Origin of the sequence: Rudaeicoccus suwonensis (genome assembly GCF_007829035.1) — a bacterium.
Classification (GTDB): Bacteria; Actinomycetota; Actinomycetes; order Actinomycetales; family Dermatophilaceae; genus Rudaeicoccus; species Rudaeicoccus suwonensis.
Genome location: NZ_VIVQ01000001.1, coordinates 1,822,264 through 1,848,636, shown reverse-complemented (window position 1 = coordinate 1,848,636; position 26,373 = coordinate 1,822,264). Strand labels below are relative to the sequence as shown.

At 66.7% G+C, this 26,373-nt stretch carries 23 protein-coding genes; 16 read left to right on the top strand and 7 right to left on the bottom strand.

All coding sequences use genetic code 11. The annotated features are described in order from the left end of the window. Positions 1–109: 109 nt before the first annotated feature. Positions 110–1,012, top strand: coding sequence for a pyridoxal 5'-phosphate synthase lyase subunit PdxS (pdxS, locus tag BKA23_RS08440; protein WP_145227229.1), 903 nt, complete (start codon positions 110–112; stop codon positions 1,010–1,012). A 97-nt stretch (positions 1,013–1,109) separates the two neighbouring features. Here pdxS and BKA23_RS08435 read toward each other — a convergent pair whose 3' ends face one another. From BKA23_RS08435 to BKA23_RS08425, 3 genes are all read right to left on the bottom strand, one after another. Next, positions 1,110–2,417 (bottom strand): MFS transporter, encoded by a 1,308-nt coding sequence (locus BKA23_RS08435; protein ID WP_145227227.1) that lies wholly within the window; start codon positions 2,415–2,417, stop codon positions 1,110–1,112. 127 nt (positions 2,418–2,544) lie between these two features. Next, the gene (locus BKA23_RS08430; RefSeq protein WP_170226426.1) at positions 2,545–3,075 is read right to left on the bottom strand and encodes a GNAT family N-acetyltransferase; all 531 of its coding nucleotides are present in this window, start codon (positions 3,073–3,075) and stop codon (positions 2,545–2,547) included. 80 nt (positions 3,076–3,155) lie between these two features. Further along, entirely contained in the window at positions 3,156–3,950 is a 795-nt protein-coding gene (locus BKA23_RS08425; protein WP_145227223.1) for a deoxyribonuclease IV, read from the bottom strand. Positions 3,951–4,128: 178 nt separating this feature from the next. On the opposite strand from BKA23_RS08425, the gene BKA23_RS08420 reads away from it, so the two are divergent. From BKA23_RS08420 to BKA23_RS08360, 13 genes are all read left to right on the top strand, one after another. Further along, a complete protein-coding gene (locus BKA23_RS08420) occupies positions 4,129–5,535 on the top strand; it encodes a sigma 54-interacting transcriptional regulator (RefSeq protein WP_145227221.1) in 1,407 nt (468 codons plus the stop codon). Positions 5,536–5,541: 6 nt separating this feature from the next. Beyond that, entirely contained in the window at positions 5,542–7,551 is a 2,010-nt protein-coding gene (locus tag BKA23_RS08415; RefSeq protein WP_145227219.1) for a vWA domain-containing protein, read from the top strand. Between the two features lie 66 nt (positions 7,552–7,617). Next, the gene (gene pdxT, locus BKA23_RS08410) at positions 7,618–8,232 is read left to right on the top strand and encodes a pyridoxal 5'-phosphate synthase glutaminase subunit PdxT (protein WP_145227217.1); all 615 of its coding nucleotides are present in this window, start codon (positions 7,618–7,620) and stop codon (positions 8,230–8,232) included. Positions 8,233–8,277: 45 nt separating this feature from the next. Then, on the top strand, positions 8,278–9,036 hold the full coding sequence (locus BKA23_RS08405; RefSeq protein WP_145227215.1) for a YebC/PmpR family DNA-binding transcriptional regulator: 759 nt from the start codon (positions 8,278–8,280) through the stop codon (positions 9,034–9,036). A 167-nt stretch (positions 9,037–9,203) separates the two neighbouring features. Then, positions 9,204–9,737 (top strand): crossover junction endodeoxyribonuclease RuvC, encoded by a 534-nt coding sequence (gene ruvC, locus BKA23_RS08400; protein WP_145227213.1) that lies wholly within the window; start codon positions 9,204–9,206, stop codon positions 9,735–9,737. Continuing rightward, on the top strand, positions 9,734–10,330 hold the full coding sequence (ruvA, locus tag BKA23_RS08395; RefSeq protein WP_145227211.1) for a Holliday junction branch migration protein RuvA: 597 nt from the start codon (positions 9,734–9,736) through the stop codon (positions 10,328–10,330). The genes ruvC and ruvA overlap by 4 nt, the downstream gene beginning before the upstream one ends. Positions 10,331–10,364: 34 nt before the next feature. Then, entirely contained in the window at positions 10,365–11,456 is a 1,092-nt protein-coding gene (gene ruvB, locus BKA23_RS08390; RefSeq protein WP_145227209.1) for a Holliday junction branch migration DNA helicase RuvB, read from the top strand. A 118-nt stretch (positions 11,457–11,574) separates the two neighbouring features. Then, entirely contained in the window at positions 11,575–11,970 is a 396-nt protein-coding gene (gene yajC / locus BKA23_RS08385) for a preprotein translocase subunit YajC (protein ID WP_145227207.1), read from the top strand. Further along, positions 11,971–14,001 (top strand): protein translocase subunit SecD, encoded by a 2,031-nt coding sequence (gene secD, locus BKA23_RS08380; protein ID WP_145227205.1) that lies wholly within the window; start codon positions 11,971–11,973, stop codon positions 13,999–14,001. Then, positions 14,001–15,152, top strand: coding sequence for a protein translocase subunit SecF (gene secF, locus BKA23_RS08375; RefSeq protein WP_145227203.1), 1,152 nt, complete (start codon positions 14,001–14,003; stop codon positions 15,150–15,152). Before secD ends, secF begins: the two co-directional genes overlap by 1 nt. Before the next feature lie 12 nt (positions 15,153–15,164). Then, positions 15,165–15,686 (top strand): adenine phosphoribosyltransferase, encoded by a 522-nt coding sequence (locus tag BKA23_RS08370; RefSeq protein WP_145227201.1) that lies wholly within the window; start codon positions 15,165–15,167, stop codon positions 15,684–15,686. Between the two features lie 31 nt (positions 15,687–15,717). Further along, complete coding sequence (locus tag BKA23_RS08365; protein ID WP_145227199.1) at positions 15,718–18,036, top strand: RelA/SpoT family protein; 2,319 nt, start codon at positions 15,718–15,720, stop codon at positions 18,034–18,036. 495 nt (positions 18,037–18,531) lie between these two features. Then, the gene (locus BKA23_RS08360; RefSeq protein WP_145227197.1) at positions 18,532–19,398 is read left to right on the top strand and encodes a DUF559 domain-containing protein; all 867 of its coding nucleotides are present in this window, start codon (positions 18,532–18,534) and stop codon (positions 19,396–19,398) included. Positions 19,399–19,805: 407 nt separating this feature from the next. Here the strand turns inward: BKA23_RS08360 and BKA23_RS08355 are convergent, their stop codons facing one another. From BKA23_RS08355 to BKA23_RS08345, 3 genes are read right to left on the bottom strand one after another with little or no spacing between them, the layout of a single operon-like run. Further along, on the bottom strand, positions 19,806–21,110 hold the full coding sequence (locus BKA23_RS08355) for a M18 family aminopeptidase (protein ID WP_145227195.1): 1,305 nt from the start codon (positions 21,108–21,110) through the stop codon (positions 19,806–19,808). Between the two features lie 2 nt (positions 21,111–21,112). Next, the gene (locus BKA23_RS08350) at positions 21,113–22,732 is read right to left on the bottom strand and encodes a DUF349 domain-containing protein (RefSeq protein WP_246104523.1); all 1,620 of its coding nucleotides are present in this window, start codon (positions 22,730–22,732) and stop codon (positions 21,113–21,115) included. Continuing rightward, complete coding sequence (locus BKA23_RS08345) at positions 22,729–23,478, bottom strand: peptidylprolyl isomerase (RefSeq protein WP_145227193.1); 750 nt, start codon at positions 23,476–23,478, stop codon at positions 22,729–22,731. Before BKA23_RS08345 ends, BKA23_RS08350 begins: the two co-directional genes overlap by 4 nt. A gap of 175 nt (positions 23,479–23,653) precedes the next feature. Between BKA23_RS08345 and BKA23_RS08340 the strand changes: the two genes are divergently transcribed. Continuing rightward, positions 23,654–24,349, top strand: a complete 696-nt coding sequence (locus BKA23_RS08340) for an MBL fold metallo-hydrolase (RefSeq protein WP_145227191.1) — start codon at positions 23,654–23,656, stop codon at positions 24,347–24,349. A gap of 22 nt (positions 24,350–24,371) precedes the next feature. After that, positions 24,372–25,712: a histidine--tRNA ligase gene (hisS, locus tag BKA23_RS08335; RefSeq protein WP_145227189.1), complete on the top strand. Its 1,341-nt coding sequence runs from the start codon at positions 24,372–24,374 to the stop codon at positions 25,710–25,712. 2 nt (positions 25,713–25,714) lie between these two features. On the opposite strand, the gene BKA23_RS08330 is transcribed toward hisS, so the two are convergent. After that, a complete protein-coding gene (locus BKA23_RS08330; RefSeq protein WP_145227187.1) occupies positions 25,715–26,347 on the bottom strand; it encodes a hypothetical protein in 633 nt (210 codons plus the stop codon). Positions 26,348–26,373 lie beyond the last annotated feature (26 nt).

Genomic DNA, 26,373 nt, shown 5'->3' with positions numbered 1-26,373 from the left:
AATGTGGCACTTTGCTGCCGTGGGCGACCGCTACCCTGGGGATACCAAGTGCGTCATACGTGCGCTTCTGCCGTATGCCGCGACCTCCCCTGATCATGAAGGACCCTCGATGAGCAGCGACACCACCACCTCCCAGATCGGCACCGCCCGCGTGAAGCGTGGCATGGCCGAGATGCTCAAGGGCGGGGTGATCATGGACGTCGTCACCGCCGAGCAGGCCAAGATCGCCGAGGACGCCGGCGCCGTCGCGGTCATGGCGCTGGAGCGCGTGCCTGCCGACATCCGCGCACAGGGCGGCGTTTCGCGCATGAGCGACCCGGACGTGATCGACGGCATCATCGAGGCGGTCTCGATCCCGGTGATGGCCAAGGCGCGCATCGGTCACTTCGTCGAGGCACAGGTGCTGCAGAGCCTGGGTGTGGACTACATCGACGAGTCCGAGGTGCTGACCCCGGCCGACTACGCCAACCACATCGACAAGTGGGAGTTCACCGTTCCCTTCGTGTGCGGTGCGACCAACCTGGGCGAGGCGCTTCGCCGCATCACCGAAGGCGCGGCGATGATCCGCTCCAAGGGCGAGGCGGGCACCGGTGACGTGTCCAACGCGACGACCCACATGCGCAAGATCCGTGCCGAGATCCGTCGGTTGCAGAACCTGCCCGAGGACGAGCTCTTCGTGGCGGCCAAGGAACTGCAGGCGCCCTACGAGCTGGTCAAGGAGGTCGCCGAACTCGGCAAGTTGCCGGTCGTGCTCTTCACCGCCGGCGGCATCGCAACTCCCGCCGACGCCGCGATGATGATGCAGTTGGGCGCCGAGGGTGTCTTCGTCGGCTCGGGCATCTTCAAGTCCGGCAACCCGGCTCAGCGTGCCGAGGCGATCGTGAAGGCGACCACCTTCCACGACGACCCCGATGTGATCGCCAAGGTGTCGCGCGGTCTGGGCGAGGCCATGGTCGGCATCAACGTCGAAGAGATCCCCGAGCCGCACCGGCTCGCCGAGCGCGGTTGGTGACCATCCGGTCCCACACCAGCTCATGACTGAGCCCACGCTGCCGAGTCCGGCAGCGTGGGCTCAGTCCGTCGGTGAGCGGTCCACCCGATCTCGCCCGTCAGATAGAGGTGTCCTCTCTCCTCACGGGTGTGAAAACACCTGAAATCGTGGTGTTTTCGTCGCAACCAATCTCGGCGGGCTCCGAAACAGCGGCATTGGTCACGTTCGCGGCGGCCAACGGCAGCCGCGAACGCATGCCGATGTTGATCGCTGCGCCGATCACGGACATCCCGATCAGCGCGACCCACAACGTAGTGCTGCTGCGAGACAGCAGCCAGGTGTATGCCGCAGGCGCGACGATGCCCGCGGCCATCCAGGACAGTTGGTATGCCGCAACGTAGCGACCGCGCACAGTGTCCGGCCTGCTGTCGACAGCGATCGTCGTCAGCACCGGTCCACCGACGAGTTCACCGATCGTGTAAACCGCCGTGACGGCGATGATGACCACGCTCGCCATACCTATCGACAGCACGTCGAGTCCGGCGAACAGCACGTAACCCAGCGCGAACGCGAGGTTGGACAGAACGGCCAGGCGGTAGCGGATCCTGCCGGTCATCCATCGCACGACCAAGCCCTGACCGAAGCCGACAAGCACCGTGTTGACGGTGAAGATCGCGCCGACGACCCAACCGGGCAGGTGCAGCACCTCCTTGGCGTAGATCGGCAGGGCGACGTTGAGAGTCAGCGAACTCAGCGCGTAGACGACGTTGCTCGCGATCAACCAGCGGTACTCCGCATCGCGCAGCGCAATCGACCACGACGGAGCGGCATCGTCGCTGTGCTTCTCCGGTGTCGGCGCCGGAACCCGCAGCAACAGCAGCAGGCACCCGATGAACGACGCAGTGTTGGCGACGACGATCGCGTGATACGCCCACGTCGTGCCGATGGTGACGGCCAATCCGCCGACCAGGCCGCCCAGCGCGAACCCGATGTTGCGCAGGGCTCCGAGGAACCCGAACCACAACTCGCGCTCACCGCGTTGCGAGATGCTCGCGACCAGGGGTGCTTCCGACGCCCAGAATGCCGCGCCACCGACACCGACCACCGCCATCAGCACGGTGACGCTCCAGAACGATGTCGCGAAGAGGAATCCGACGAAGCCTGCCGCCATGAGCACATTCGCGGCGAGCAGCACCGGTTTGGCGCCGACACGGTCGACGAGGTGACCGACGCCGAGCACTGCAGGCAGGGCGATGAGCGCTCCGATCGAGGAGGTCAGACCGACCTGTTCGACCGACAGATCGGTGGTCGCGATGAAGTAGAGCAGCGACACCGGGATGAACAGTCCGGTGCCGACGGCATCGACGGCGACAGCCGCGACGAACGATCGTTGGCCGCGGATGTCAGGGATTCCGAGCCGTCGCATCACATGCCAAAGTCTTTCACCTCAAGTGGACTTGAGGACAACGATTATCCGGTGCACCGAATCGGCGCGCGAGCACGCACGATGGTGCGGGAGCAGAGGCGGCGGCACCCGCTCCGATCCGGGCTCGTCAGGCGTCCGTCGCGCGCGGCAGCATCATCAGGTGGATCGGGATCTTGATGCCGGGATGCCACGGCGCGTCAGTGGTTTCGATGATCTGCCAGCCGCGTCGCAGATACAGCTGGACCGGTGTCTCGTGCGCGGCGACCACGTCGAGCACCGGGTAGCCCTCGGCCAACGCGACCTTTGTCGCCGTCGCGAGCAGGCCCGAGCCGATGCCGCTGCCGGCACGGTCGATGTCGGCGAAGAAGGCTGAGATGCAACGGAGTTCACTCATGGGCACGCCGTGCGCGGAGGCCCACGAGCGGCTGATCGGATCCTCGTCGTCGGTGACCGAGGTGATCGCGACCTGACCGACAACCGTGCCGTCGACGTCGGCCACCCACGCGTGCAACTCGGTGTCGCGTTTGAGGAAGTGCTCCACCGGTGCGGGGAAGGGCCACACGAAGGGATATTTGGTGCGCTCCTGCTGTCGTTCGAGCAGGCCGGCGAGGGCGGGCAGATCGTCGTCGGTGCGTGGTCGGATCTGGAACGGTGTCACAGCTGGGCAGGTTAGTCCGGTCGCCGCGACGGCCATCAACCGTCTCAGCCCGGTGTCGTAACGCCGCTGACAGTCCGCGCTCAGAGCCGGTCGCGCAGGAGCGCGATGTCAGCGATGTGCTCGTCTGCTCCGCCGGGTGTCTCGCATACGACAGGCGCACCGGCGTCGCGCACGACAGCTGCGAGCTGATCCGGATCGATATGTCCTGCACCGAAATTCGTGTGGCGGTCGGCGCCGGAGTCGAAGGAGTCGCGGCTGTCGTTGGCGTGCACCAGATCGATCCGGCCGGTGATCTGGTGAATCCGTTCGACGGCCTCGCTGAGTTCGATGCCGCCGGCCCACGCGTGGCAGGTGTCGAGACAGAAGCCGACGTTCTCGTGCCCGTCGGCAGTGCTGATCGCAGCCCAGACACCGGCGATCCGATCGAGGTGCCGGGCCATCGCGTTGTCTCCGCCGGCGGTGTTCTCGATGAGCAGCGGGATCTTCAGGTCGGTCGCTTCGATCGCCTTGCGCCAGTTGTCGAAGCCGGTGGCCGGATCGTCGACCTTGCCCACATGACCGCCGTGGACGATGAGGCCCTTGGCGCCGACCTCCGCCGCAGCATCCATGTGCTGTTGCAGCAGTTTGCGGCTCGGGATGCGGATGCGATTGTTCGTGGCGGCGACGTTGATGATGTACGGCGCGTGCACATAGAGCGCGATGCCCGCCGCGTCGGCATCAGCGCGCAGCGCAGCAGCACCCCCGGCATACCGAACTTCTGGCCTCTTGTAGCTCTGTGGGTCGCCGAGGAAGAACTGCACGACGGTCGTGCCACGGGCTGCGGCCTCGGCGAGCGGGTCGGTCTGGTCGACATGGGCACCGATGGCGATCGTCATACGGCACAGCCTAGGAAGCCAGCCTGACAGCCGATGGACCTCGCGCCATCGAGCACCCACCCGACGGAAACGGCTACGGTGGCGGCCGATGGATGCTCAATCAGTCGTGACCAGGCCCACCCACCCCCTCGGATGAGACCCCGGTCGATTCGGCCGGATCAGGCGTAGCGTTGCGGGGGTGAGCGATTCGACTCCTGCACCCACCATTCACACCGTCGGAGAATTGCGCGCGAGCGGCCACGTGCACCGCGGCATCCGCGAGGAGCTCCGGTTCAATCTGCTGGCCAAACTCGCGGCCGGTGAGGATCCGTGGCCCGGGATACAGGGCTTCGAGGGCACCGTCCTGCCGCAGTTCGAGCGGGCTCTCATCGCCGAGCACGACATCGTGCTGCTGGGGGAGCGCGGGCAGGGCAAGACTCGATTGCTGCGGACTCTGGTCGGGCTGCTGGACGAGTGGACCCCGGTCATTGCCGGGTCCGAGTTGGGCGAGCATCCCTACGCCCCGATCCTTCCCGCGAGCCGGCGCCGGGCCGCTGAACTCGGCGACGACCTGCCCGTCGAGTGGCGCCACCGAGACGAGCGGTATGCCGAAAAGCTCGCAACGCCAGACACATCCGTCGGTGACCTGGTCGGAGACATCGACCCGATGAAGGTCGCCGAAGGGCGCAGCCTCGGCGACCCCGAGACGATCCACTTCGGGCTGATCCCACGTTCCCACCGCGGCATCGTCGCCATCAACGAGCTGCCCGACCTGGCCGAACGCATCCAGGTCTCGATGCTGAACGTGATGGAAGAACGCGACATCCAGGTGCGCGGTTACACGCTGCGACTGCCGTTGGATGTGCTCATCGTCGCCAGCGCCAACCCGGAGGACTACACCAACCGCGGCCGCATCATCACGCCGTTGAAGGACCGTTTCGGTGCGCAGGTCCGCACGCACTATCCGCTCGAGGTCGAGGGCGAGATCGCGGTGATCCAGCAGGAGGCGCAGCTGTCGGCCACCGTCCCGGCATACCTGATCGAGATCCTGGCGAGGTTCACACGAGGGCTGCGCGAGTCGAGCGCGGTCGACCAACGGTCAGGCGTATCAGCGCGATTCGCGATCGCGGCCGCGGAAACGGTGGCCGCGGCGGCGGTGCACCGGGCGACCGTTCGGCACGAGGACGAAGCCGTCGCACGGGTCATTGACCTCGAGACGGCGGTCGAGGTGCTCGGCGGCAAAGTCGAGTTCGAGTCAGGCCATGAGGGTCGGGAGCAGCCGGTGCTCGAACATCTGCTGCGCACCGCAACCGCAGAAACCGCCCGCCACCGCCTCCGCGGCATCGACCTCGGGCTTCTCGTCCACGCGATGACCGACGGCGCCCAGGTGACCACGGGCGAGCAGGTGACCGCCGCCGAACTCCTGCGGGAGTTGCCGGTGCTCGGCGAATCCGAGTTGTATGACGACATCGCGCAGCGACTCGACGCGACCACCCCCGGCGAACGGGCCGCTGCCGTCGAACTCGCCCTCGAAGGCCTGTTCCTCGCGCGCAAGGTCAGCAAGGACACCGACGACGAAGGCAACACGACCTACGGAGAAGGCTGAAAAGCCGTGGCACGCAAGAGCGTTCATCGATCTCGATACGGCAGGTATGCCGGAGGGCCGGACCCGTTGGTGCCGCCTGTCGACCTGGCGGAAGCCCTTGACGCGATCGGCGAGGACGTCATGGCCGGCTACAGCCCCGAGCACGCGATGCGCGAGTTCCTGCGCCGTGGCGGCCGGCAGCAGCAGGGCCTGGACGACCTGGCCCGGCAGATCGCCCAGCGGCGGCAGGAGTTGCTCGACCGGAACAACCTGAACGGCACCTTCGAGGAGGTCCGCAAACTGCTCGAGGAGGCAGTCCTCGCAGAGCGCAAGCAACTCGCCCGCGATCTGGATGACGACGCGCGTTTCGCCGAGATGCGCATCGAGAATCTGCCGGCCTCACCCGCGGCAGCAGTCAGTGAGTTGTCCGACTACGAGTTCCGTAGCAGCGAGGCCCGCGAGAAGTACGAGCAGATCAAGGACCTGCTCGGCCGCGAGCTGCTCGACCAGCGGTTCGCCGGCATGAAGCAGGCCCTGCAGGGCGCCACCGAGGAGGACCGCGCCCAGATCAGCGAGATGCTGGGCGACCTCAACCAGCTGCTGGAGGCACACGCCCGCGGCGAGGACACCGACAAGCAATTTGCGGACTTCATGGCCAAGCACGGCGACTTCTTCCCCGAGCAGCCGCAGAACATCGAGGAGCTGCTGGACTCCCTCGCAGCACGTGCAGCCGCCGCGCAACGGATGCGCAACTCGCTGTCCCCGGAGCAGCGTGCCGAACTCGACCAACTCGCGCAGCAGGCCTTCGGCTCGCCGGACCTGATGAACCAGCTGGGCCAGCTGGACGCCAATCTGCGGGGCCTGCGACCGGGCGAAGACTGGTCGGGCGCAGAGGGATTCGAGGGTGAACAAGGGATGGGACTGGGCGACGGTACGGGCGTCATACAGGACCTCGCTCAGTTGGACGCGCTCTCCGAGCAGCTGTCGCAGCAGTATGCCGGCGCCGACATGGACGACCTCGATCTGGACGCGCTCGCGCGCCAACTCGGCGACGAAGCAGCCGCGTCGGCGCGCACGCTTGCGGAGTTGGAGAAGGCGCTGCGTGAACGCGGCTATCTCACCAAGGATTCCGACGGTCAGCTCAGCCTGTCTCCGCGCGCGATGCGAGAACTTGGTCGAACCCTGTTGCGCGATGTGGCGACCCGCCTGACCGGGCGGGGTGGCTCGCGCGACGCACGCCGGGCCGGTATGGCGGGGGAGCCCACCGGTGCCGCCCGGCAGTGGCAGTTCGGTGACACCGAACCGTGGGATGTCACGCGCACACTCACCAACGCCGCTCTGCGCAGGGCAGGGGGAGACGACCGGATGCTGGCGCTGGCCGATGTCGAGGTCCAAGAGACAGAAGCGCGCACGCAGGCCGCGGTCGCGTTGCTGGTCGACACGTCCTTCTCGATGGCGATGGACGGTCGATGGGTGCCGATGAAACGCACCGCGCTGGCCCTGCACCATCTGATCCAGACCCGCTTCCGCGGTGACAGCCTGGAGCTGATCGCCTTCGGCCGGCACGCGCAGACGATGGACATCGACGAGCTCACCGGACTGTCGGCCGAGTGGGACAAGGGCACCAACCTGCACCACGCGCTGATGCTGGCCAACCGGCATTTCCGCAAGCACTCCAACGCACAGCCGGTGCTGCTGATCGTCACCGACGGCGAGCCGACAGCTCACCTCGAGCCGGACGGCGAGGTGTGGTTCTCCTACCCGCCGCACCCGTTGACCGTCGCCTACAGCGTGCGTGAATTGGACAACTCGGTGCGGCTGGGTGCGCAGACCACGATCTTCCGCCTCGGTGAGGATCCGGGCCTGGCGCGTTTCCTGGACCAGCTGGCCCGGCGTGCCGACGGTCGCGTGGTGGTGCCGGATCTGGACGGCCTGGGCGCAGCTGTCGTCGAGGGCTACCTCGGCTCGCGTGCCGGCGGGTCGTCATACGGCGGGCTCGACGGCGGCTGGGGCTGGCGCGGTTCCTGGGTCGACTGACGACTGTGCCGCAGTAGAGCCCATCTCGTCGTCAACGCCCGAGTCGGGGCGGCTACCGTTTCCGCCGTGAAACCAACGATCGGGGTCCTGGCCGTCCAGGGCGACGTCCGCGAGCACGTCCGGGCGCTTGAGTCCGCGGGAGCGAGTGCGCCGCTGGTGCGCCGGCCCTCCGAGCTCGAGCACCTCGACGGCATCGTGCTGCCCGGTGGTGAGTCCACCACCATGGACAAGCTGCTGCGGGCCTTCGAACTGCAACAGCCCCTGCAACGGCTGCTGGCCGAGGGGCTGCCGGCATACGGCTCGTGCGCGGGGATGATTTTGCTGGCCGATCGAGTGCTCGACGCCACCCATGACCAACAGACGCTCGGTGGTCTCGACATCACCGTCCGCCGCAATGCGTTTGGTCGGCAGGTGGACTCCTTCGAGGAGGACCTCAGTATGCCGGTCCTTCGAGACGGTGAATCACAGCCGGTACGAGCAGTTTTCATCCGCGCGCCGTGGGTGGAGGAGGCCGGCCCCGGCATACAGGTGCTGGCTCAGGTGACGACCGGTCCGGCCGCCGGTCGCGTCGTGGCGATCCGTGACGACAGCAGGCTGGCGACGTCCTTCCACCCGGAGGTCACCGGCGACCACCGGGTGCATGAGTACTTCGTGGACATGGTGCGTGCGGCGACTCGATAAGATCGACCGCTGGACCACGGACGACGACTGAAGGTAAGGAAGCACATGAGCGGTCACTCCAAATGGGCGACGACCAAGCACAAGAAGGCTGCGATCGACGCCAAGCGGGGCAAGCTGTTCGCCAAGCTCATCAAGAACATCGAGGTCGCGGCGCGCTCCGGCGGCGGCGACCCGTCCGGCAACCCGACGCTGTACGACGCCATCCAGAAGGCCAAGAAGTCCAGCGTCCCCAACGACAACATCGACCGCGCCGTCAAGCGTGGTTCCGGTGCCGAGGCCGGAGGCGCGGAGTACCTCGCACTGACCTACGAGGGTTACGCGCCTGGTGGGGTCGCGCTGCTGATCGAGTGCCTCACCGACAACAAGAACCGTGCCGTCGCCGAGGTGCGCACCGCGCTGCAGAAGAACGGCGGCACGATGGCCGACTCCGGCTCGGTGGCCTTCATGTTCCACCGCAAGGGCGTCGTGATCGTGCCGAAGGAGGACAAGACCGAGGACGACATCCTCGAGGTCGTGCTCGACGCTGGCGCCGAAGACGTCAACGACTTGGGTGATTCCTTCGAGATCGTCTCGGAGGCAACCGATTTCGTTGCCGTGCGCCAGGCCATCCAGGCTGCCGGCATCGACTACGACTCGGCCGAGTCGTCCTGGATGCCGAGCACCGAGGTGCCGTTGGACAAGGACGGCGCCAAGAAGATGTTCCGCATCATCGAGGCGCTTGAGGACTCCGACGACGTGCAGAACGTCTACGCCAACGGCGACGTGTCCGACGAGGTGCTCGCCGAACTCGAGGACGAGGACTGAGCCGCGTCGGCCGACGCCGGGGCCCCGACCTTCGGGCTCGGACCCGGCAGGCGTGCCGCGGACGTATGACGCGCCGAGGCTCCTGCACGTCGGCCGGTCGATCGCCGCATATGCTCGGTCGTGACCGAACATATGTTTGACCTTGCCGGAGCAGGAGTGGATTTCGCGTGCGCGTGCTCGGAGTTGATCCCGGCCTGACCAGATGCGGTCTGGGTGTCGTCGAAGGCGGCATCGGCCAACCGCTGCGGATGATCGCTGTAGGCGTCGTCCGCACGCCCGTCACCGACGACCCGGCTGAGCGTCTGTTCACGCTGCAGACCGAGATCGACGAGTGGATGCACCGCTTCGAGCCCGAATCCGTAGCAGTGGAGCGGGTATTCGCCAAGGCAAACATCAAGGGGATCATGGGCACGGCTCAGGCGTCCGCAGTGCCGATGCTCGCCGCCGCTCGGCGGGGCCTGCCGCTCGCGCTGCACACGCCGAGCGAGGTCAAGGCGTCCGTGACCGGCAACGGCCGCGCCGACAAGGCCCAGGTCACCGCGATGGTCACCCGCATCCTGCGCCTGGAGACCGCCCCCAAGCCGGCCGATGCCGCCGACGCGCTGGCGATCGCGATCTGTCAGGTATGGCGCGGCGGCGCCCAGGACCGCATCGCGTCCGCCCTGCGCCGGCAGGCCGCCGCGACCGGGGCACGCCGATGATCGCCGGCCTCACCGGCACGGTCGCCGCTGTCGGGCTCGACCATGTCGTGGTCGAGGTCGGCGGAGTCGGGTTGCTGGTGCACGTCACCCCCGGCACGGCGGCGGCGCAGCGATCAGGCCAGGCGGCCAGCCTGGCGACCACGTTGATCGTGCGCGAGGACGCGCTGACGTTGTACGGCTTCGGCACGCCGGATGAGCGCGACCTCTTCGAACTCGTGCAGACCGTCAGCGGTGTCGGCCCCCGGATCGCGCTGGCGATGCTGGCTGTCGGCACCCCGGATCAGCTGCGAGGCGCGATTGCCGGCGGCGACATCGCCGCACTGGTCAAGACCCCGGGCATCGGCAAGAAGGGCGCCGAGCGCATCGTGCTCGAGCTCAAGGACAAGGTCGGTCCGGTCGTGCCGTCGCCGTCCACCGGCTCCGCTGCTACCGCCGTCGCCGGTCATCACACGCAGGTCAGCGAGGCTCTGGTGGGGCTGGGTTGGTCGGTCAAACAGGCCGACGACGCCGTGGCTGCGGTGGTCGAGGCGCAGCCCGAGGTGAGCGACGTGTCGATCCTGCTCCGCGCAGCACTGCGGGAGCTCGGCCGATGACCGAGGTTTCACTCGCAGGATCGGAGCGCGCCCGGTGACCGACGACTACGACGACAGCTCGTATGACGCGACCGCGCGCATCGTGGATCCCGGCGGTGACACCGAGGACCGCCGTTTCGAGGCGGCGCTGCGACCGCGCAAGCTCGCCGACTTCCCGGGGCAGCCACGCGTCCGGGACCAGCTGAGCCTGGTGCTCGAGGCCGCGAAGCGGCGGGCGGCCCCACCCGATCACGTGCTGCTGTCCGGGCCTCCTGGCCTCGGCAAGACCTCGCTGGCGATGATCATCGCCGCCGAACTCGAGCAACCGATCCGCATCACCAGTGGCCCCGCCATACAGCACGCCGGAGACCTCGCCGCCGTGCTGTCGTCGCTGGCTGAGGGGGAGGTGCTCTTCCTCGACGAGATCCACCGAATGGCGCGCCCGGCGGAGGAGATGCTCTATCTGGCGATGGAGGACTTCCGCGTCGACATCATCGTCGGCAAGGGTCCAGGGGCGACCGCCATACCTCTCGAACTCCCACCGTTCACTGTTGTGGGCGCAACGACACGAGCCGGGCTGCTGCCGGCGCCGCTGCGCGACCGGTTCGGTTTCACCGGGCACCTCGACTTCTACACGCCCGAAGATCTCGCGCAGATCCTGACGCGCAACGCAACCCTGCTGGGCATCGACGCGACAGAGCAGGGCATCGAAGAAATCGCCGGTCGATCGCGCGGCACCCCCCGTATCGCCAACCGCCTGCTGCGCCGCGTGCGTGACTACGCCCAGGTGCACGGCTCCGGGATTCTCGACCAGGGAGCCGCGCGTGCGGCGCTGTCGCTGTTCGATGTCGACGACCGCGGCCTCGACCGGCTGGACCGCGCTGTGCTTGAAGCATTGTGTCGACGCTTCGGCGGCGGCCCGGTGGGCCTGTCGACGCTGGCGGTCGCGGTGGGGGAGGAATCAGACACCGTCGAGACCGTCGCTGAGCCGTACCTCGTGCGTGAGGGCTATCTCGTACGGACTCCGCGGGGGCGGGCCGCGTCACCGTTGGCATGGCAGCACCTGGGCCTCACGCCGCCGGTGAATGCGGTCGCAGGCGCCGAGCAGCTTCCGCTGGAGGACGGCGGTGGCAGGTTCGGCGGCTGATGGCACGTCACGCGGCCGGAACCCGGGCTTGGGCCAGTCACGTTGCTCACCTAGACTCACCCGTCGGCCGGTTGTGCCGCTGATCACGATGACCACCCACCTGAGGAATTGACTTTCGATGCTTGCACTGGCGCAGAACTCCAGCGCGCACCACTCCGGTTCGAATTGGGGCACTTTGCTGCTTCCGGTGATGATCCTTCTTGTCGTTTTCATGTTCTGGTCTCAGCGGAGGCGGCAGAAGCAGACGCGCGTCGCGCAGAGCCAGTTGCAGGTGGGTGACGAGGTGAGCACGACTTCCGGGCTTTTCGGACGCCTGGTCTCGCTCGACGATGCCGTCGGCACTCTCGAGGTCGCGCCGGGTGTGCAACTGCGCTTCGACCGTCGGGCGATCGTCGCCCGCAGCCAAGTCGATGCGACTCGTGATTCCGGCCCGGCCGACCAGGCTGCGCAGATCCCTGCATCGGCGAATGTCGATCTGACCAAGACCGACGACCCCCAGACGAAGGCTGAATAGGTGGCAACCCGCTCCCGTAGGGCGACGGCTGGCAAGCCGCGCCGCATCCTCATCACCTTGCTGGTGCTGATCATCGCGTTGTATGTCGCGATCGCCGGCACCACGGCCTGGGGGTCTCCGAAAGGCAAATGGGTGCCCCAGCTCGGCCTCGACCTCGAGGGCGGCCGCCAGATCACGCTGCAGCCCATCGTTGGTAAAGGTGAGACGGTCAGCTCCGGTCAGCTCGACCAGGCCGTCGACATCATCCGCAACCGCGTCAACGGCAATGGTGTGACTGAGGCGCAGGTGACGACCGCCGGTAGTGGCAACAACGGCCTCATCGTCGTGTCGCTGCCGGGTGACCCGAGCCAGGCGACGCTCAACGCGTTGGCGCAGTCATCGCAGCTGGCCTTCCGCGCGGTCATCGAGGAGCAGGCGGTCACCCCCGCTGCCGCCACGCCCACTCCGTCCAGCAGTTCCTCGGCGAGCCCGAGCGCTTCGGGCAGTGCGTCCCCGAGCGCCTCGTCGTCAGCATCACCGTCGGCCAAGGCCTCGGCCTCTGCGTCGCCCACACCGTCGTCGACCTCCAGCAGTGCCAAGGGCGCGAACGACGTCATACCGCAGGCGTTCAAGGCCGCTTCCAGTTCTCCGTCACCGACGTCGACGGCCAGTTCGACCAAGGCTGCGGCATCAGGCTCGTCGGCCGATCCCTCTGCGAGTGCCTCGGCCACCCCGTCGGCGACTCCATCCCCGCAGCGCACCTTGCAGGGGCTGACGGCACCGGCCGCGACGCCGACCAGCCCCAGTGACACCACGTGGGCCAGTCAGCCGGTGGACAACATCTGGGTCGTGAACGGCCTGGCGACCGCGGGTGAGACGTACGCGCAGTTGTACTCCGCGTATCCGTGCACCGATACCGCCACGCAGTCCGCCGAGCAGTGGCGGCAGATCGCCGCACAGGCGCCGCTGTCGCAGCCGGACGTCATGTGTGACGCCACCGGCACCACGAAGTACCTCATGGGTCCCTCGGAGGTGAACGGCAAGGAGGTCACCAATGCGACCTACGGTCAGACGACCAACCAGGCCGGCAACCTCACCGGCACCGTGGCGGTCAACCTCACCTTCGACAGCAAGGGCGCCTCGGCCTTCTCCAAGGTGACCGAGCGGCTGATGGGATTCGAGCAGGGATCGGCGCAGAACGCCTTCGCCATCACCATCGACGGCACCGTCATCTCGGCACCGCAGACGCAGTCGGCGATCACCAACGGCACAGCGCAGATCACCGGCAACTTCACCGAGTCCTCCGCCCGGACACTCGCGAACCAGTTGAAGTACGGCGCGCTGCCGTTCTCGTTCAAGGAGCTCACCTCAGAGCAGGTCAGCCCGCAGGTGGGCAGCGACCAGTTGCAGAAGGCACTGCTCGCCGGGTTGGCCGGGCTGGTGCTCGTGGTGTTGTACTCCATGGCGCAGTACCGCGTCCTCGGCCTGGTGACTGTCGCGTCGCTGGGTGTGGCCGCCATCCTGAGCTACGGCGCGGTCACGCTGCTCGGTTTCACCAGCGGCTTCCGTCTGACGATGGCCGGCGTCGCCGGGTTGATCGTGGCGATCGGTATCACCGCGGACAGCTTCATCGTCTACTTCGAACGCGTCAGAGACGAGGTCAGATCTGGGCGTCCGCTCCGGGCGGCCGTCGAGACCGGCTGGCTGCGGGCGCGGCGCACGATCATCATCTCCGACGCGGTCAACTTCCTGGCCTCGGCGGTGCTCTACATCCTCAGTGAGGACAACGTGAAGGCCTTCGCATTTACGCTGGGTCTGTCGACGGTCATCGACATTGTCGTCGTGATGATGTTCACCCACCCGACGCTCACCCTGCTGGCGCGCACCAAGTTCTTCGGTGGCGGCCACAAGTGGTCCGGATTCGATCCTGACCGGCTCGGCGCAGGCGGGGTCACGTATGCCGGTCGTGGCCGCGTGACGATCGCCGACCGCAAGGCCGGAGCGGAGTCCGCCTCCACCACGTCCGCAGTCACCGAGGGAGGCCACGCCTGATGGCCAGTTTCGCGCAGTTCGGTAACGACTTGTACACCGGTCGCCGACAGATCAACTTCATCGGTCGCCGACGCACGTGGTACACCCTGACCGCCATACTTTTGGTGATCGCGGCAGTCGGTCTGTTCGGTCGTGGCCTGAACTTCAGCCTCGACTTCAAGGGCGGATCCCAGGTCTCTGTGTCCGGTGTGAAAGACACTGCGAACTTCGACTCACGGGCGCGTTCGGCCGTGCAGAAGGCCGTCGGCGACAGCGCCAACCTGGTCATCACCAAGGTCGGCAGCGACACGATCAGCGTCGAGTCCAAGAAGTTGGGCAACGGTAGTTCGGCCGACACAGACAAGGTCGCCAACGCCCTGGCAACGACCTTCAACGCCAGCCCGAAGTCGGTCAACACCGAGTTCATCGGACCTTCCTGGGGATCCAGCGTCACCCACAAGGCGATCCAGGCGCTGATCGTCTTCCTTGCCCTGCTCAGTGCGCTGCTGGCGATCTACTTCCGCACGTGGAAGATGGCTGCTGCCGCGCTGGTGGCCCTGGTCCACGACCTGTTCTTCACCGTCGGTATCTACGCCCTCACCGGCATCGAGATCTCGCCGGCGACCATGATCGGATTCCTGACGATCCTCGGATACTCGATCTACGACACCGTCGTCGTCTTCGACAAGGTCAGAGAGAACACCGACGAGGCGATTAAGAAGGGCAATCGCAGCTACGGTCAGGCCGCCAACTACGCGGTCAACCAGACGCTGGTGCGGTCAATCAACACCTCGGTGGTGGCGCTGCTGCCGATCACCGCGATCCTCGTGGTTGGTGTTCTGTTCCTTGGACCCGGCACGCTGCTCGACCTCGCGCTGGCGTTGTTCTTCGGTATCGCCGTCGGCACCTACTCCTCGATCTTCATCGCCACCCCGCTGTTGGTCACCTTGCGCGGCCGTGAGCCGCAGATGCAGGAACTCGCCAAGCGCGCGAAGGCATTCCAGACCAGCCAGCACGCGGTGCTGGCCACCTCGGGCGCCGAGGTCGACACGCCCGGCGAGACCGTCTCGGGTGTGGTGGAGCCGGAGCGCGCCAAGGCAGCCGCGTCTGCGATGGCGACCAAGGTCCGCAAACGGGAGATCCACCCGCTCGCCAAGCGCGACGACTCCTGAGGCAGACGCTCGATGACCGTTGCAGAGACACTGGCGGCCCACACAGCTGAGGTGCCCGACTTCCCCAAAGCGGGGGTGCTGTTCAAGGACTTCAACCCGTTGTTCGCGGCTCCCGCGGCTTTTGCGGAGGTGCTGGAGGACATCGCCGGCCGGTGGCGGGGCCAGGTCGACGTCGTCGCCGGCGTCGAAGCGCGCGGTTTCATCCTCGGCGCTCCGCTGGCCCAGCGGATGGACATCGGTTTCGTGCCGATCCGCAAGGTCGGCAAATTGCCGGGTGAGACCGTGTCCTGCGAATACGACCTCGAGTACGGCAGCGCCGTGGTCGAGGTCGCAGCCGACGCTTTCGCCGACGCACATCGCGTCCTGCTCGTGGACGACGTGCTGGCCACCGGCGGCACGGCTGCCGCCGCCTGCGAGCTGATCGAGCGTGCCGGAGGCCGGATCGCAGGGATCGAGATGCTGCTCGAACTGCGTTTCCTTGCCGGTCGCGACAAGCTCGACGGGTACGTCGTCAACGCCATACAGGTGGACTGATCGCCTCAGGCGCGATGACTAGACTCCCTCCATGAGTCAGGACGAACGCGTCGGCAGCGCAGCTTCACAGGCGTCCCGCGTCCGTGCCCGGCTCGTGCGTTTCGGGGCTCCCCGCCCCAGTGGCAATCGCGAACTCGAGCCGCTGCTGGGCATCGTTCGCGCCACGCACCCCAAGGCCGACACCAGCGTCATCGAACGTGCGTACGCCGTCGCCGAGAAGGCGCACCGCGGCCAGATGCGCAAGAGCGGCGATCCTTACATCACGCACCCGCTGGCAGTCGCGACGATCCTCGCCGAGCTCGGTATGACGCCCGCCACCCTCGCGGCGGCGCTGCTGCACGACACCGTCGAAGACACTCCGTACAGCCTCACGCAGTTGCGCGACGAGTTCGGCGAGGAGATCGCCATGCTCGTCGACGGCGTCACCAAGCTGGACAAGGTGACGTATGGCGATGCCGCCCAGGCCGAAACTGTTCGCAAAATGGTCATCGCGATGGCCCGCGACATACGTGTGCTGGTGATCAAACTCGCCGACCGGCTGCACAACGCGCGCACGTGGCGGTACGTCTCGGAGGAATCCGCCCAGCGCAAGGCCACCGAGACCCTCGAGATCTACGCTCCGCTGGCGCACCGGCTCGGCATGAACACCATCAAGTGGGAGCTGGAGGACCTGTCGTTCGCGACGCTCTATCCCAAGGTGTATGACGAGATCGCACGCCTCGTGGCCGATCGGGCACCCGCACGTGAAGAGTACCTACGCACGGTGCAGGACCAGGTCACCGCCGATCTGCGCGCCGCCAAGATCAAGGCGACGGTCACGTCACGGCCCAAGCACTACTACTCCGTCTACCAGAAGATGATCGTCCGCGGCCGCGACTTCGAGGACATCTACGACCTGGTTGCGGTGCGCGTGCTGGTCGAGTCCGTCCGCGACTGTTACGCCGTGCTCGGCACCTTGCACACGAGGTGGAGTCCGCTGCCGGGTCGGTTCAAGGACTACATCGCGATGCCGAAGTTCAACATGTACCAGTCGTTGCACACGACGGTCATCGGCCCCGAGGGCAAGCCGGTCGAGATCCAGATCCGCACCTTCGCGATGCACCGCCGGGCTGAGTACGGGGTGGCGGCCCACTGGAAGTACAAGGAGGACGCCAAGAAGGCTCCCGGGGCGGGAGAGGGGCCCGACAAGACCGGTCCGGTCAACGACATGACGTGGCTGCGGCAGTTGCTCGACTGGCAACGGGAGACGGCAGACCCGGGGGAGTTCCTGGAGTCGCTGCGCTTCGACGTCGGCTCGCGCGAGGTCTACGTCTTCACGCCCAAGGGCTCGGTCATCGGTCTGCCTGCGGGATCGACCCCGGTGGATTTCGCGTATGCCGTGCACACCGAGGTCGGTCATCACACGATCGGCGGTCGCGTCAACGGGCGCTTGGTGCCATTGGAGAGCACCCTCGAGAACGGCGACGTCGTCGAGATCCTGACCTCCAAGGCTGACGGTGCTGGGCCGTCACGCGACTGGCTCGGCTTCGTCAAGAGTCCGCGGGCGCGCAACAAGATCCGGCAGTGGTTCTCCAAGGAGCGTCGAGAGGAGGCAATCGAGAACGGCAAGGATTCTCTCGCGCGCACGATCCGCAAACAGGGGCTGGGCATCCAGCGGCTGATGTCACACGACTCGCTCACCGGTGTCGCCGAGCAACTCAAGTATGCCGACATCGACGCCCTGTATGCCGCTGTCGGTGACGGGCACGTGTCTCCGGAACACGTTGTCAAGCAACTGGTTTCGTCCCTCGGAGGCGAGGAGGGCACGACAGAGGATCTCGCTGAGGCGACCAACCCGGTCGGTCGTAACCGGCGTGCTTCCGCCGCAGATCCGGGTGTCACCGTGGTCGGCACCGATGACGTGTGGGTGAAACTCGCGCGATGCTGCACGCCCGTGCCGGGCGACGACATCATCGGGTTCGTGACGACCGGCAAGGGCGTGTCCGTGCACCGGCGTGACTGCACCAATGCCGAGCAGTTGCTGTCGCAACCGGAACGACTGCTCAATGTTGCGTGGGCGCCATCGGCCGCGTCGGTCTTCCTCGTGCAACTGCAGGTCGAGGCGCTCGACCGTAACCGTCTGTTGTCCGATGTGACGCGGGTGCTGTCCGACCAGCACGTCAACATCCTGTCCGCATCGGTGCAGACGACCCGCAATCGCGTCGCGATGTCGAAGTTCACCTTCGAGATGGGCGACCCCAGCCACCTCGATCACGTCATCAAGGCGGTGCGCAAGATCGACGGCGTCTTCGACGTCTACCGCATCACCGGCACCGGTCACCGCCGCGAGGAGGCCGCACACCAGGCATGAGCGCGCCTGCGCGGATTTGCCTCCCTCCCCACGTTGAGGTGGCAGAAGGTGTCGTTATGTGGCGCTCGTAACGACCACTACCGCCAGGTCAGCGACCTATGGTCGCCCGCGACCGCCAGGTCACCGACCTATGGTCGCCCGTTGGCGTCGTTTCGCACCGCCTGCGCGGATTTGCCTTTCTCCCCACGTTGAGGTGGCAGAGGGTGTCGTTATGTGGCGCTCGTAACGACCACTACCGCCAGGTCAGCGACCTATGGTCGCCCGCGACCGCCAGGTCACCGACATCTGGTCGCCCGTTGGCGCCGTTTCGCACCGCCCGCGACGCTTTGCCTTTCTCCCCACGTTGAGGTGGCAGAGGGTGTCGTTATGCGGCGCTCGTAACGACCACTACCGCCAAGTCGACGCCGACAGCTCCGGTGGCCCCATTTTTCGCATCAGCGCTGAGGCTGTGGATTCCGTCTGCGGGACTCTGCCAGAAGTGCGCACACTTCCGGAATGACCAGACCACGCGCCACCCTGCCGTCCGAGCTCGGTGACAGTTTCACCTTCGCCGAGGCCACGCGCCTCGGCGTGACGCCAGGGCAGCTGCGAGTGCCCGCCCTGCTCGCGCCGACACGAGGCGTGCGCATCGCCACACCAGACCCGGACCTGATCACTCGTGCACGCGCGTACACCCTGGTGCTCCCATCGCCAGCCGCATTCAGCCATCGCACTGCTGCGACACTGCTCGGATTGCCGATGCCGCACACGGACGACGAACTGCTGGATGTCACTGTGCCGAGCGGACGTCGTGTCAGACGCGTCGGTGTGCGTTCGCATCAGGGATTTCGAAATATATTGGTGGCCAACGGGATTCGTGTCACAAGCCACATCGACACGTGGCTTGATCTGGCGGCCGCGCTGTCGCTGCGTGACCTGGTGATCCTCGGCGACGCCATCGTTGGTCAGGACAAGCTGCAGTTGCAGCGACTGCGCGGGCGAGCGATCAACGCCAAAAGGATGCGCGGTGCGGTAGTCGCGAGACGGGCTGCGGGCCTCGTGCGTTGCGGGGTGCTGTCGCCGCAGGAGACGCTGTGGCGATTGCGGATGCTCGAGTACGGCCTGCCGGAGCCGCTCCTCACCGTCGCCGTCCACGACCGCGAGGGCAATTGGCTCGGAATCGGCGACTTCGTGTGGCTGAAGCAAAAGCTCATTGCCGAGTATGACGGGGAGTATCACTTCACGCACGAACAGCGCCGGGCCGACCAACTGCGGCGTCGACGGATGCGGCATGCCGGCTGGAACGTGATCGAGTTGAACAGCGCTGACAACTACGCACCGCGCGCCGCCCTTGAAGCACTGCGCGTGGCGCTCAACGTCTGACACGTCGCACCGGCCTGGCTCGCGAGACGCGCCCGACACCTGGCCGCTGCCCACACTGTGCGAGGCGGGTAGCGATTGGTTGACCTGGCGGTAGATGTCGTTGCGGGGCGGTGATAACGACTGCTGCTGCCAGGTCGCCGATGTCGTTGGCGGCGCCGATGGTTGACCTGGCGGTAGATGTCGTTGCGGGGCGGTGATAACGACATCGGCTGCCAGGTCAACGCAAGGCCACCAAGGCACGGGGCGGCGAGAGCGACAGAATGGGCGCGCTCTCGTGGGCGCACGCGAGAGTGTTGGCCCCGGCGATTGGCCCCGGCGGGGCGCTGGCCCCGGCGATTGGCCCCGGCGGGGCGCTGGCCCGGCGGGGCGGCCGTCCCCCGCGGACCGGCGCCGTGAGAAGTGGTGCGTCAGGCGGGGGAGAGGAAGGCCGTGAGAGCTGCGGCATACATCTGTTGGTCCTGCGTGCCGACGAGTTCCCGCACGGAGTGCATCGACAAGGTAGGAGCACCGAAGTCCACCGTCGTCACACCGGTCAGCGCAGACGTCATCGGGCCAACGGTCGACCCGCACGGCAGATCTGATCGCACGACGAACGTCTGGACAGGCACGTCAGCCTGCTCGCAGGCCAGCGAAAATGCTGCTGCACCAACAGAATCCGTGGCATACCGCAAGTTGGTGTTGACCTTCAGCACCGGCCCGCCGTTCATCGCGATCTGATGCTGCGGCTCGTGACGGTCGGCATAGTTGGGATGCGTCGCGTGCGCCATGTCGCCGCTGGCGACCACGCTCGCGGCCAACGCCCGGTGCATGTCCTCGCGGGTGCCGCCCAGCGAGGTGGTGATGCGCTCGAGCACCGTGGTCAGGAACGACGAGAATGCTCCCCGCTCCGACATCGAGCCGATCTCCTCGTGGTCAAAGAGCGCCAGGACCTGCGTCGTCGGAACGGCCGGGCCCTCCTCCGCTGCGGCGATGATCGCCCTCGTGCCGGCATACGACGTCGCGAGATTGTCCATCCGGGCACCTGCGATCAGCTCACGATCGCGACCGATGAAGGCCGCCGGCTGCAGATCGAAGGTCATCGCATCCCACGCCAGAACGTCGCCCGCCTCGATGCCGAGCACCGACGCGAGATACGCGCGGAAATCGCTGCAGGTGTCTCCGATGCCCCAGTGCGGGGCAAGGTGCTGCTGTGCGTTGAACTGCTCGCCGTCTCGGGCCGACCGATCCAGATGTATGGCGAGCCGCGAGATCCGCAGGATGGCCTCGTCGATGCGGAACAGGCGCTCCTTCGCGCCACCGTCACCGTCACGCACCGTCACGCGGCCGGCGACACCAAGGTCTCGGTCCAGCCAACTGGGCGCGATGATCCCGCCATACGACTCGACGCCGAGCAGTTGCCAGCCCGCGCGAGTCAGATCCGGCTGCGGCTTGATCCGGAAGTTGGGCGAGTCGGTGTGCGCCCCGACGATCCGCATCCGGCTCGTCGGACCGTCGGAGGACTCCGTCGACCAGGCGATCAACGACCCGCCACGTATGACGAAGTATCGTCCGCGCTCGGTCGGCCATTGCGCGCGCTCGTCGAGAGCAACGAATCCGGCATCGCCCAACTGCCGGCCGGTTTCTGCGACCGCATGGAACGGCGTCGGGCTGGCACCGAGGTAGTCGATGAGCCCTTGCCCGGCGGAGGTGACTGTCGCAGAGGTGACCGTCATCGTCAGCGCCCCGACTCCTGCAGACCGCGCCGGGCTTGTTCCAGCCAGGCCGTACGGGCCTCGAGTGCGGATTTCGCCTCGGCGACCTTCTTGGCGTTTCCCGCGGCTTCAGCCTTGGCCAGATCCGCCTGCAAATCAGCGACGGCCTTCTCGAGCTGGTCCACCATCGACTGGGCGCGCGCGGCGACCTCGGGGTCGACGCGCTTCCACTTGGAGTCCTCGGCCTCGCGGATCGTGGTCTCGACGGCGCGCATCGCCTTCTCCAGACGTTCGATGTCCTTGCGCGGCACCTTGCCCGCGGCATCCCACTTGTCCTGCAGGTTGCGCAACGCGGCCTTGGTGGCGCCGAGGTTCTTGACCGGCAGCAATGCCCGGGCCTGCTTGAGCAGGTCCTCCTTGACGACGAGGTTCGCCTCGAACTGCTCGTTCTCGGCAGCCGTGACCTCGTCCTTCGCGTTGAAGAACGAGTCCTGAGCGGTTTTGAAGCGCTCCCACAGGGCGTCGTCGTCGGCGCGGGAGCTGCGGCCCGCGCGCTTCCACTCGCCCATCAATCGCTTGAAGGCGGTTGCCGTCTGGCCCCAGTCCTTGGAGGTCGCCAGCTTCTCGGCCTCGGCGATGAGGCGCAGCTTCTCGGTCTTGGCAGCCGAGTGCTGCTCATCGAGCTTGGCGAAGTGAGAGCGACGCGCCTTGTCGAAGCCGTTGCGGGCGGCGCTGAACCGCTGCCACAGGGCGTTCTCGGTGGGCTTGTCCAGCTTGGTGGTGTCGCGCTGCATCGCCTTCCACTCATCCAGCAGCACTCGCATCCGGGCGGTGCTCTGCTTCCACTGAACCTTCTCGACCGGCTGTGCCGCGATGGTCTCGGCTTCGGCGACCAGCGTCTCGCGCTTGGCGGCCGACTCGGCCCGAGCGGCAGCGCGCGCTTCACCTTCCACTTGAGCTTTAGCCTTCAGTGCCGTCGCGACCTGTTCGACGGTGGCGTCCAGTTGGGCCAGATCGCCGACGACGTGAGCGCCGGACACCTGCTCGCGCAGCGCGCGCAGACCTTCGTGCCCGTCGTGAACGGTCAGATCGGTCTGCACGACGCGCTGCAACAGGAGCACCGCGGATGCGTTGAGTTCGTCGTACTTGCGCGCGAAGTAGGCCAAGGCCTCCTCGTGGGTGGCCTCTGGGTACGAGCCGACCTCGCGCTCGCCGTCAGGTGTGATGACGAAAACTGTGCCGTCCTCTGCGACCCTGCCGAACTTGGTGGACTCGCTCGTCACTGGAACGGTCGGAGCAGCAGCGGTCGGCGGATGGGGACGCATCGATGCGGGGGAGGGAGCAGTCGGCTTGGGCGCGGGTGCGCTCGGTTTGGGAGCGGATGTCCCGGGGACGGCCGCTGTCGTGGCCGGAGCCTGCTCACCTGCCGGTTCCTGAACAACCGGAGCCTTCTCGACATCGTCGGCCGTCGCAGCAGGCGCCGGGCGGTCGTCGCCGGAGTCCTCGCTGGGGTCTGCGCCGACGGCGACCACAGGGGTCTGCTCCTCGACGGTGTTCACCGCCTCGACGGTCTCGGGCGAGGACACCGTCTCGGTGGTGTCGCTGTTCGATGAGTCGGGATTCTGCGGTGACATGGTGGTCATGCCTTCTTCTCCGTGACGGTGATCTTGAGGATGCTGATCGGTTGGTTCGGGTGGCCGTCGCCTGCGCCGTTGGTGTTGTCCGAACCGGCCTTGGCGATGGCGTCGATGATGTTCATTCCACCGATGACCTTGCCGAAGATGGAGTAGCCGCCGCCTTCGGTGGGCAGCTGCGTGTCGGCATACACGATGAAGAACTGCCCGCCGTTGGAATCCGGGGAGCTGGCCCGTGCCATCGCCAGGGTGCCGGCGGGGTAGTCGCCGTTGGAAGGCGCGTTCTCGATGCCGAAGCCGTAGCCGGGGCTGCCGGAGCCGGTGCCGGTCGGGTCGCCGCACTGCAGCACGTAGATGCCGGACTCTGCGGTGGTCAATCGTTGGCAGGGGCTGTTGACCCAGTATTTCGCGGCCAGTTGCAGGAACGAGGCCACCGTCTGCGGGGCCTTGTCGCCATACAGCTCGAATGTCAGGTCACCACAGTTGGTGACGACGGTGGCAACGAACGTCTTGCCTTCTGCGACCGATTTCGACGGGAGCGAATACTGCGGCGGGTTCGCGTTGGTGCCTGGCGCGGTCGAACATTTCAGCCCGGAGGCATTGACCGACGACGATGCCGACGGCTGCGCACCGATGCCGGCGGAGCTCGAGGCTGTGGTGTTGGACGTGGCCGAGCCACACCCGGCGAGCGCAACGGCCGCGCAGGCACAGGCACACGCTGCTGTCAGGGCGGACCGGCTCCGGGTCGAACGCACGCACCTTCTCCTTGATCACGCAGGCGGGCAACTTGGGTTCGGTCGCAGGCGGCGGCCAAACGAGGACAGTGTAGGGGAGCAGCCGGCCAATCCTGTTGGTTCGCCGTCCTCGTCGGCTGTCATCCTGCCCATAACCGCTGTATGCCGGTGCTGGGTGCCCGGTACCCTCGGGGGCGTGCTCGCCGTCTCCTTTCCTGCAGCCGCCTTCGGCACGAACTGCTATGTGATGGCCACCGGCCGTGGGCAGGAGTGCGTCGTGGTCGACCCCGGCATCGGAGTCGAGGAGCAGCTACGTGAGGTTCTGCAGGAATTCGGTCTCAAACCGGCGGCGGTGCTGCTCACCCATGGACACATCGATCACGTGTATTCGGTGACGCCGGTGTGCGGCGGGCAGATCGGCGCCTACATCCACACCGATGACCGCTACCGCCTGCGCGATCCACTGACGTCGGTCGGGCCGCAGATCATCGGGATGTTCGAGCAGCAGTTCGGTTCGCGTGCCACTTGGACCGAGCCGTCCGACGTCGTCGAGGTCGTCGGCGGTCAGCAACTTGAGATCGCCGGCATGAGATTCGGCATACGACATGCGCCCGGGCATACCGAGGGGTCGGTGATGTTCGCGCTCGACGGCATTCCTGACGGCGTGCCTGCCGAGGCGGAGGTGACGACCACGATGCTCACCGGCGACGTGCTGTTCGCCGGGTCCATCGGTCGCACCGATCTGCCCGGCGGCGACCACGCTGCGATGGAGCGTTCGCTGCGCGAGGTCGTCCTGCCCCTGACCGACGACACTCTGCTGCTGCCCGGCCATGGCCCCGGCAGCACGATGGCGCGGGAGCGCGCCACCAACCCGTACTTGCAGAACCTTTGACCCGTAAGGACTTTCACACATCATGGCCAGCAAGGTCACGCCGATCAGCGGCTTTCAAGAATGGTTGCCCAGGGAACGCATCGCCGAGTTGATCGTGCTCGACACGATCCGTGAGGTCTTCGAACTCCACGGTTTTGCCTCCATCAACACCCGCGCTCTGGAGACGGTCGACCGTCTCGCCGGACAAGGCGCGGACGCCGACAAGGAGATCTACGGTGTACGCCGACTGGCGGCGTCCGCCGACGAGCCGGTCGAGTTCGGGCTGCACTTCGACATGACGGTGCCGTTCGCCCGTTACGTGCTTGAGAACGCCGGCAAGCTGACCTTCCCGTTCCGCCGCTACCAGATCCAGTCGGCGTGGCGGGGCGAGCGACCGCAGCGGGGCCGCTACCGCGAGTTCATCCAGGCTGACATCGACATCATCGACGCGGGAGAACTTCCCGACCACTACGAGGCCGAGTTGCCACTGGTGATCGCGGATGTGTTCTCGCGGCTACCGATCGGCGATTACTCGATCCACGCCAACAACCGCAAGATCTGCGAAGGCTTCTATCGCGGAATCGGCATCGACGACATCATCGGCACGCTGCGCATCGTCGACAAGCTCGACAAGATCGGACCGCAGGCGGTCAGGGACCTGTTAATCCAGACGGGTGCGACCGAACGTCAGGCTGACCTCAGTCTTGCGCTGGCGCAGATCTGCACCTCCGACACCTCGTTCGTGGCGCAGGTGCGTGCCCTAGGCGTCGAGCACCCGGTGCTGGACGAAGGGCTGGCGCAACTCGCGAATGTCGTGCGCACCGCTGCCGAACACGCTCCGGGCGTGCTGGTCGCCGACCTCAAGATCGCTCGTGGCCTGGACTACTACACCGGCACGGTCTACGAGACGGTGCTCGACCGCGATCCGGCATACGGCTCGATCTGCTCCGGCGGCAGGTATGACGCACTGGCCTCCGACGGCAAACGCACCTACCCCGGCGTCGGTGTGTCGATCGGGGTCTCGCGGCTGCTCGGACTGCTGATCGGTGAAGAAGGCCTGACCGCGTCCCGCGAGACGCCGGTGGCTGTCTTGGTGGCGGTGAACGACGAGCAGTCGCGGCCGGAGTCGATGCGGATCGGTGCCGCCTTGCGAGCGCGCGGAATCCCGACGCTGGTCGCGCCGAAGGCCGCCAAGTTCGGCAAGCAGATCCAGTTCGCCGATCGCCGCGGCATACCGTTCGTGTGGTTCCCCGATGCAGGGGACGGCGGCGGTGATCAGGTCAAGGACATCCGCAGTGGTGACCAGGTCACCGCGGATCGCTTGTCATGGCAACCGAATCCGGCCGATCTGCGCGCGGAACTCGTTGTGCCGCAACACAACTGACGCTATTCGATGGCTTCCGGCTCAGGACTGGCAGTGACCCGGTCCAGCGCCAGCATGTCCAGATAGGCATGTGCCAGCGCACGTATGACGCTCCGGTCGTCCGCACGCCACGCGGCGGCCGGAGCGGAGTCGACGGCGGTGAGCGCGCTCGGTGCCAACTCCGTCAATGCGCGCAATGCCAGCAGGTCCTCGCCGCCGGGCAGTCGTGCCAGCGTGGCCGCGACGCCGGCGGTTCTTGCGTAACGGCCGCGTGACAGCCACCAGCAGATCGCCGCGACGACCAGCGGCAGGAGCGCCACGGCAATGCCCAGACCCCACGCCATCCGGTCGAGGTTGACTGCGATGTCCTTGCCGGCCGACTGCAGCTGACCGCTCGCCTGTGCGGCCTGTTTGAACGGTTTCTCCACACCTGATCCGACGAACGGGATCTTGGCGACGGCGGATCCGGCATCGGACAGGTGCTGCGCCACCGAACCACTGCCGGATTCCAGTCGACGGGCACCAGCGGCAGACCCCTCGATCTGCGCATGGACACGGAACCCGGCCCAGATCCACACCACCACCCACACGCAAGTCAGCGCATCCGCGATCACCTGACGGCGTCGACGGTCCGGGCGGTCGGCATACAGCTTCATCGAGGTCCCCTTCGTCGACGTCCTGT

What these genes read in the sequence shown, in the direction of transcription:
- pdxS (WP_145227229.1), top strand. Translation starts at nt 110, where the DNA reads ATGAGCAGCGACACCACCACCTCCCAGATCGGCACCGCCCGCGTGAAG.
- BKA23_RS08435 (WP_145227227.1), bottom strand. Translation starts at nt 2,417, where the DNA reads ATGCGACGGCTCGGAATCCCTGACATCCGCGGCCAACGATCGTTCGTC.
- BKA23_RS08425 (WP_145227223.1), bottom strand. Translation starts at nt 3,950, where the DNA reads ATGACGATCGCCATCGGTGCCCATGTCGACCAGACCGACCCGCTCGCC.
- BKA23_RS08405 (WP_145227215.1), top strand. Translation starts at nt 8,278, where the DNA reads ATGAGCGGTCACTCCAAATGGGCGACGACCAAGCACAAGAAGGCTGCG.
- ruvA (WP_145227211.1), top strand. Translation starts at nt 9,734, where the DNA reads ATGATCGCCGGCCTCACCGGCACGGTCGCCGCTGTCGGGCTCGACCAT.
- yajC (WP_145227207.1), top strand. Translation starts at nt 11,575, where the DNA reads ATGCTTGCACTGGCGCAGAACTCCAGCGCGCACCACTCCGGTTCGAAT.
- secF (WP_145227203.1), top strand. Translation starts at nt 14,001, where the DNA reads ATGGCCAGTTTCGCGCAGTTCGGTAACGACTTGTACACCGGTCGCCGA.
- BKA23_RS08370 (WP_145227201.1), top strand. Translation starts at nt 15,165, where the DNA reads ATGACCGTTGCAGAGACACTGGCGGCCCACACAGCTGAGGTGCCCGAC.
- BKA23_RS08365 (WP_145227199.1), top strand. Translation starts at nt 15,718, where the DNA reads ATGAGTCAGGACGAACGCGTCGGCAGCGCAGCTTCACAGGCGTCCCGC.
- BKA23_RS08360 (WP_145227197.1), top strand. Translation starts at nt 18,532, where the DNA reads ATGACCAGACCACGCGCCACCCTGCCGTCCGAGCTCGGTGACAGTTTC.
- BKA23_RS08355 (WP_145227195.1), bottom strand. Translation starts at nt 21,110, where the DNA reads ATGACGGTCACCTCTGCGACAGTCACCTCCGCCGGGCAAGGGCTCATC.
- BKA23_RS08350 (WP_246104523.1), bottom strand. Translation starts at nt 22,732, where the DNA reads ATGACCACCATGTCACCGCAGAATCCCGACTCATCGAACAGCGACACC.
- hisS (WP_145227189.1), top strand. Translation starts at nt 24,372, where the DNA reads ATGGCCAGCAAGGTCACGCCGATCAGCGGCTTTCAAGAATGGTTGCCC.
- BKA23_RS08330 (WP_145227187.1), bottom strand. Translation starts at nt 26,347, where the DNA reads ATGAAGCTGTATGCCGACCGCCCGGACCGTCGACGCCGTCAGGTGATC.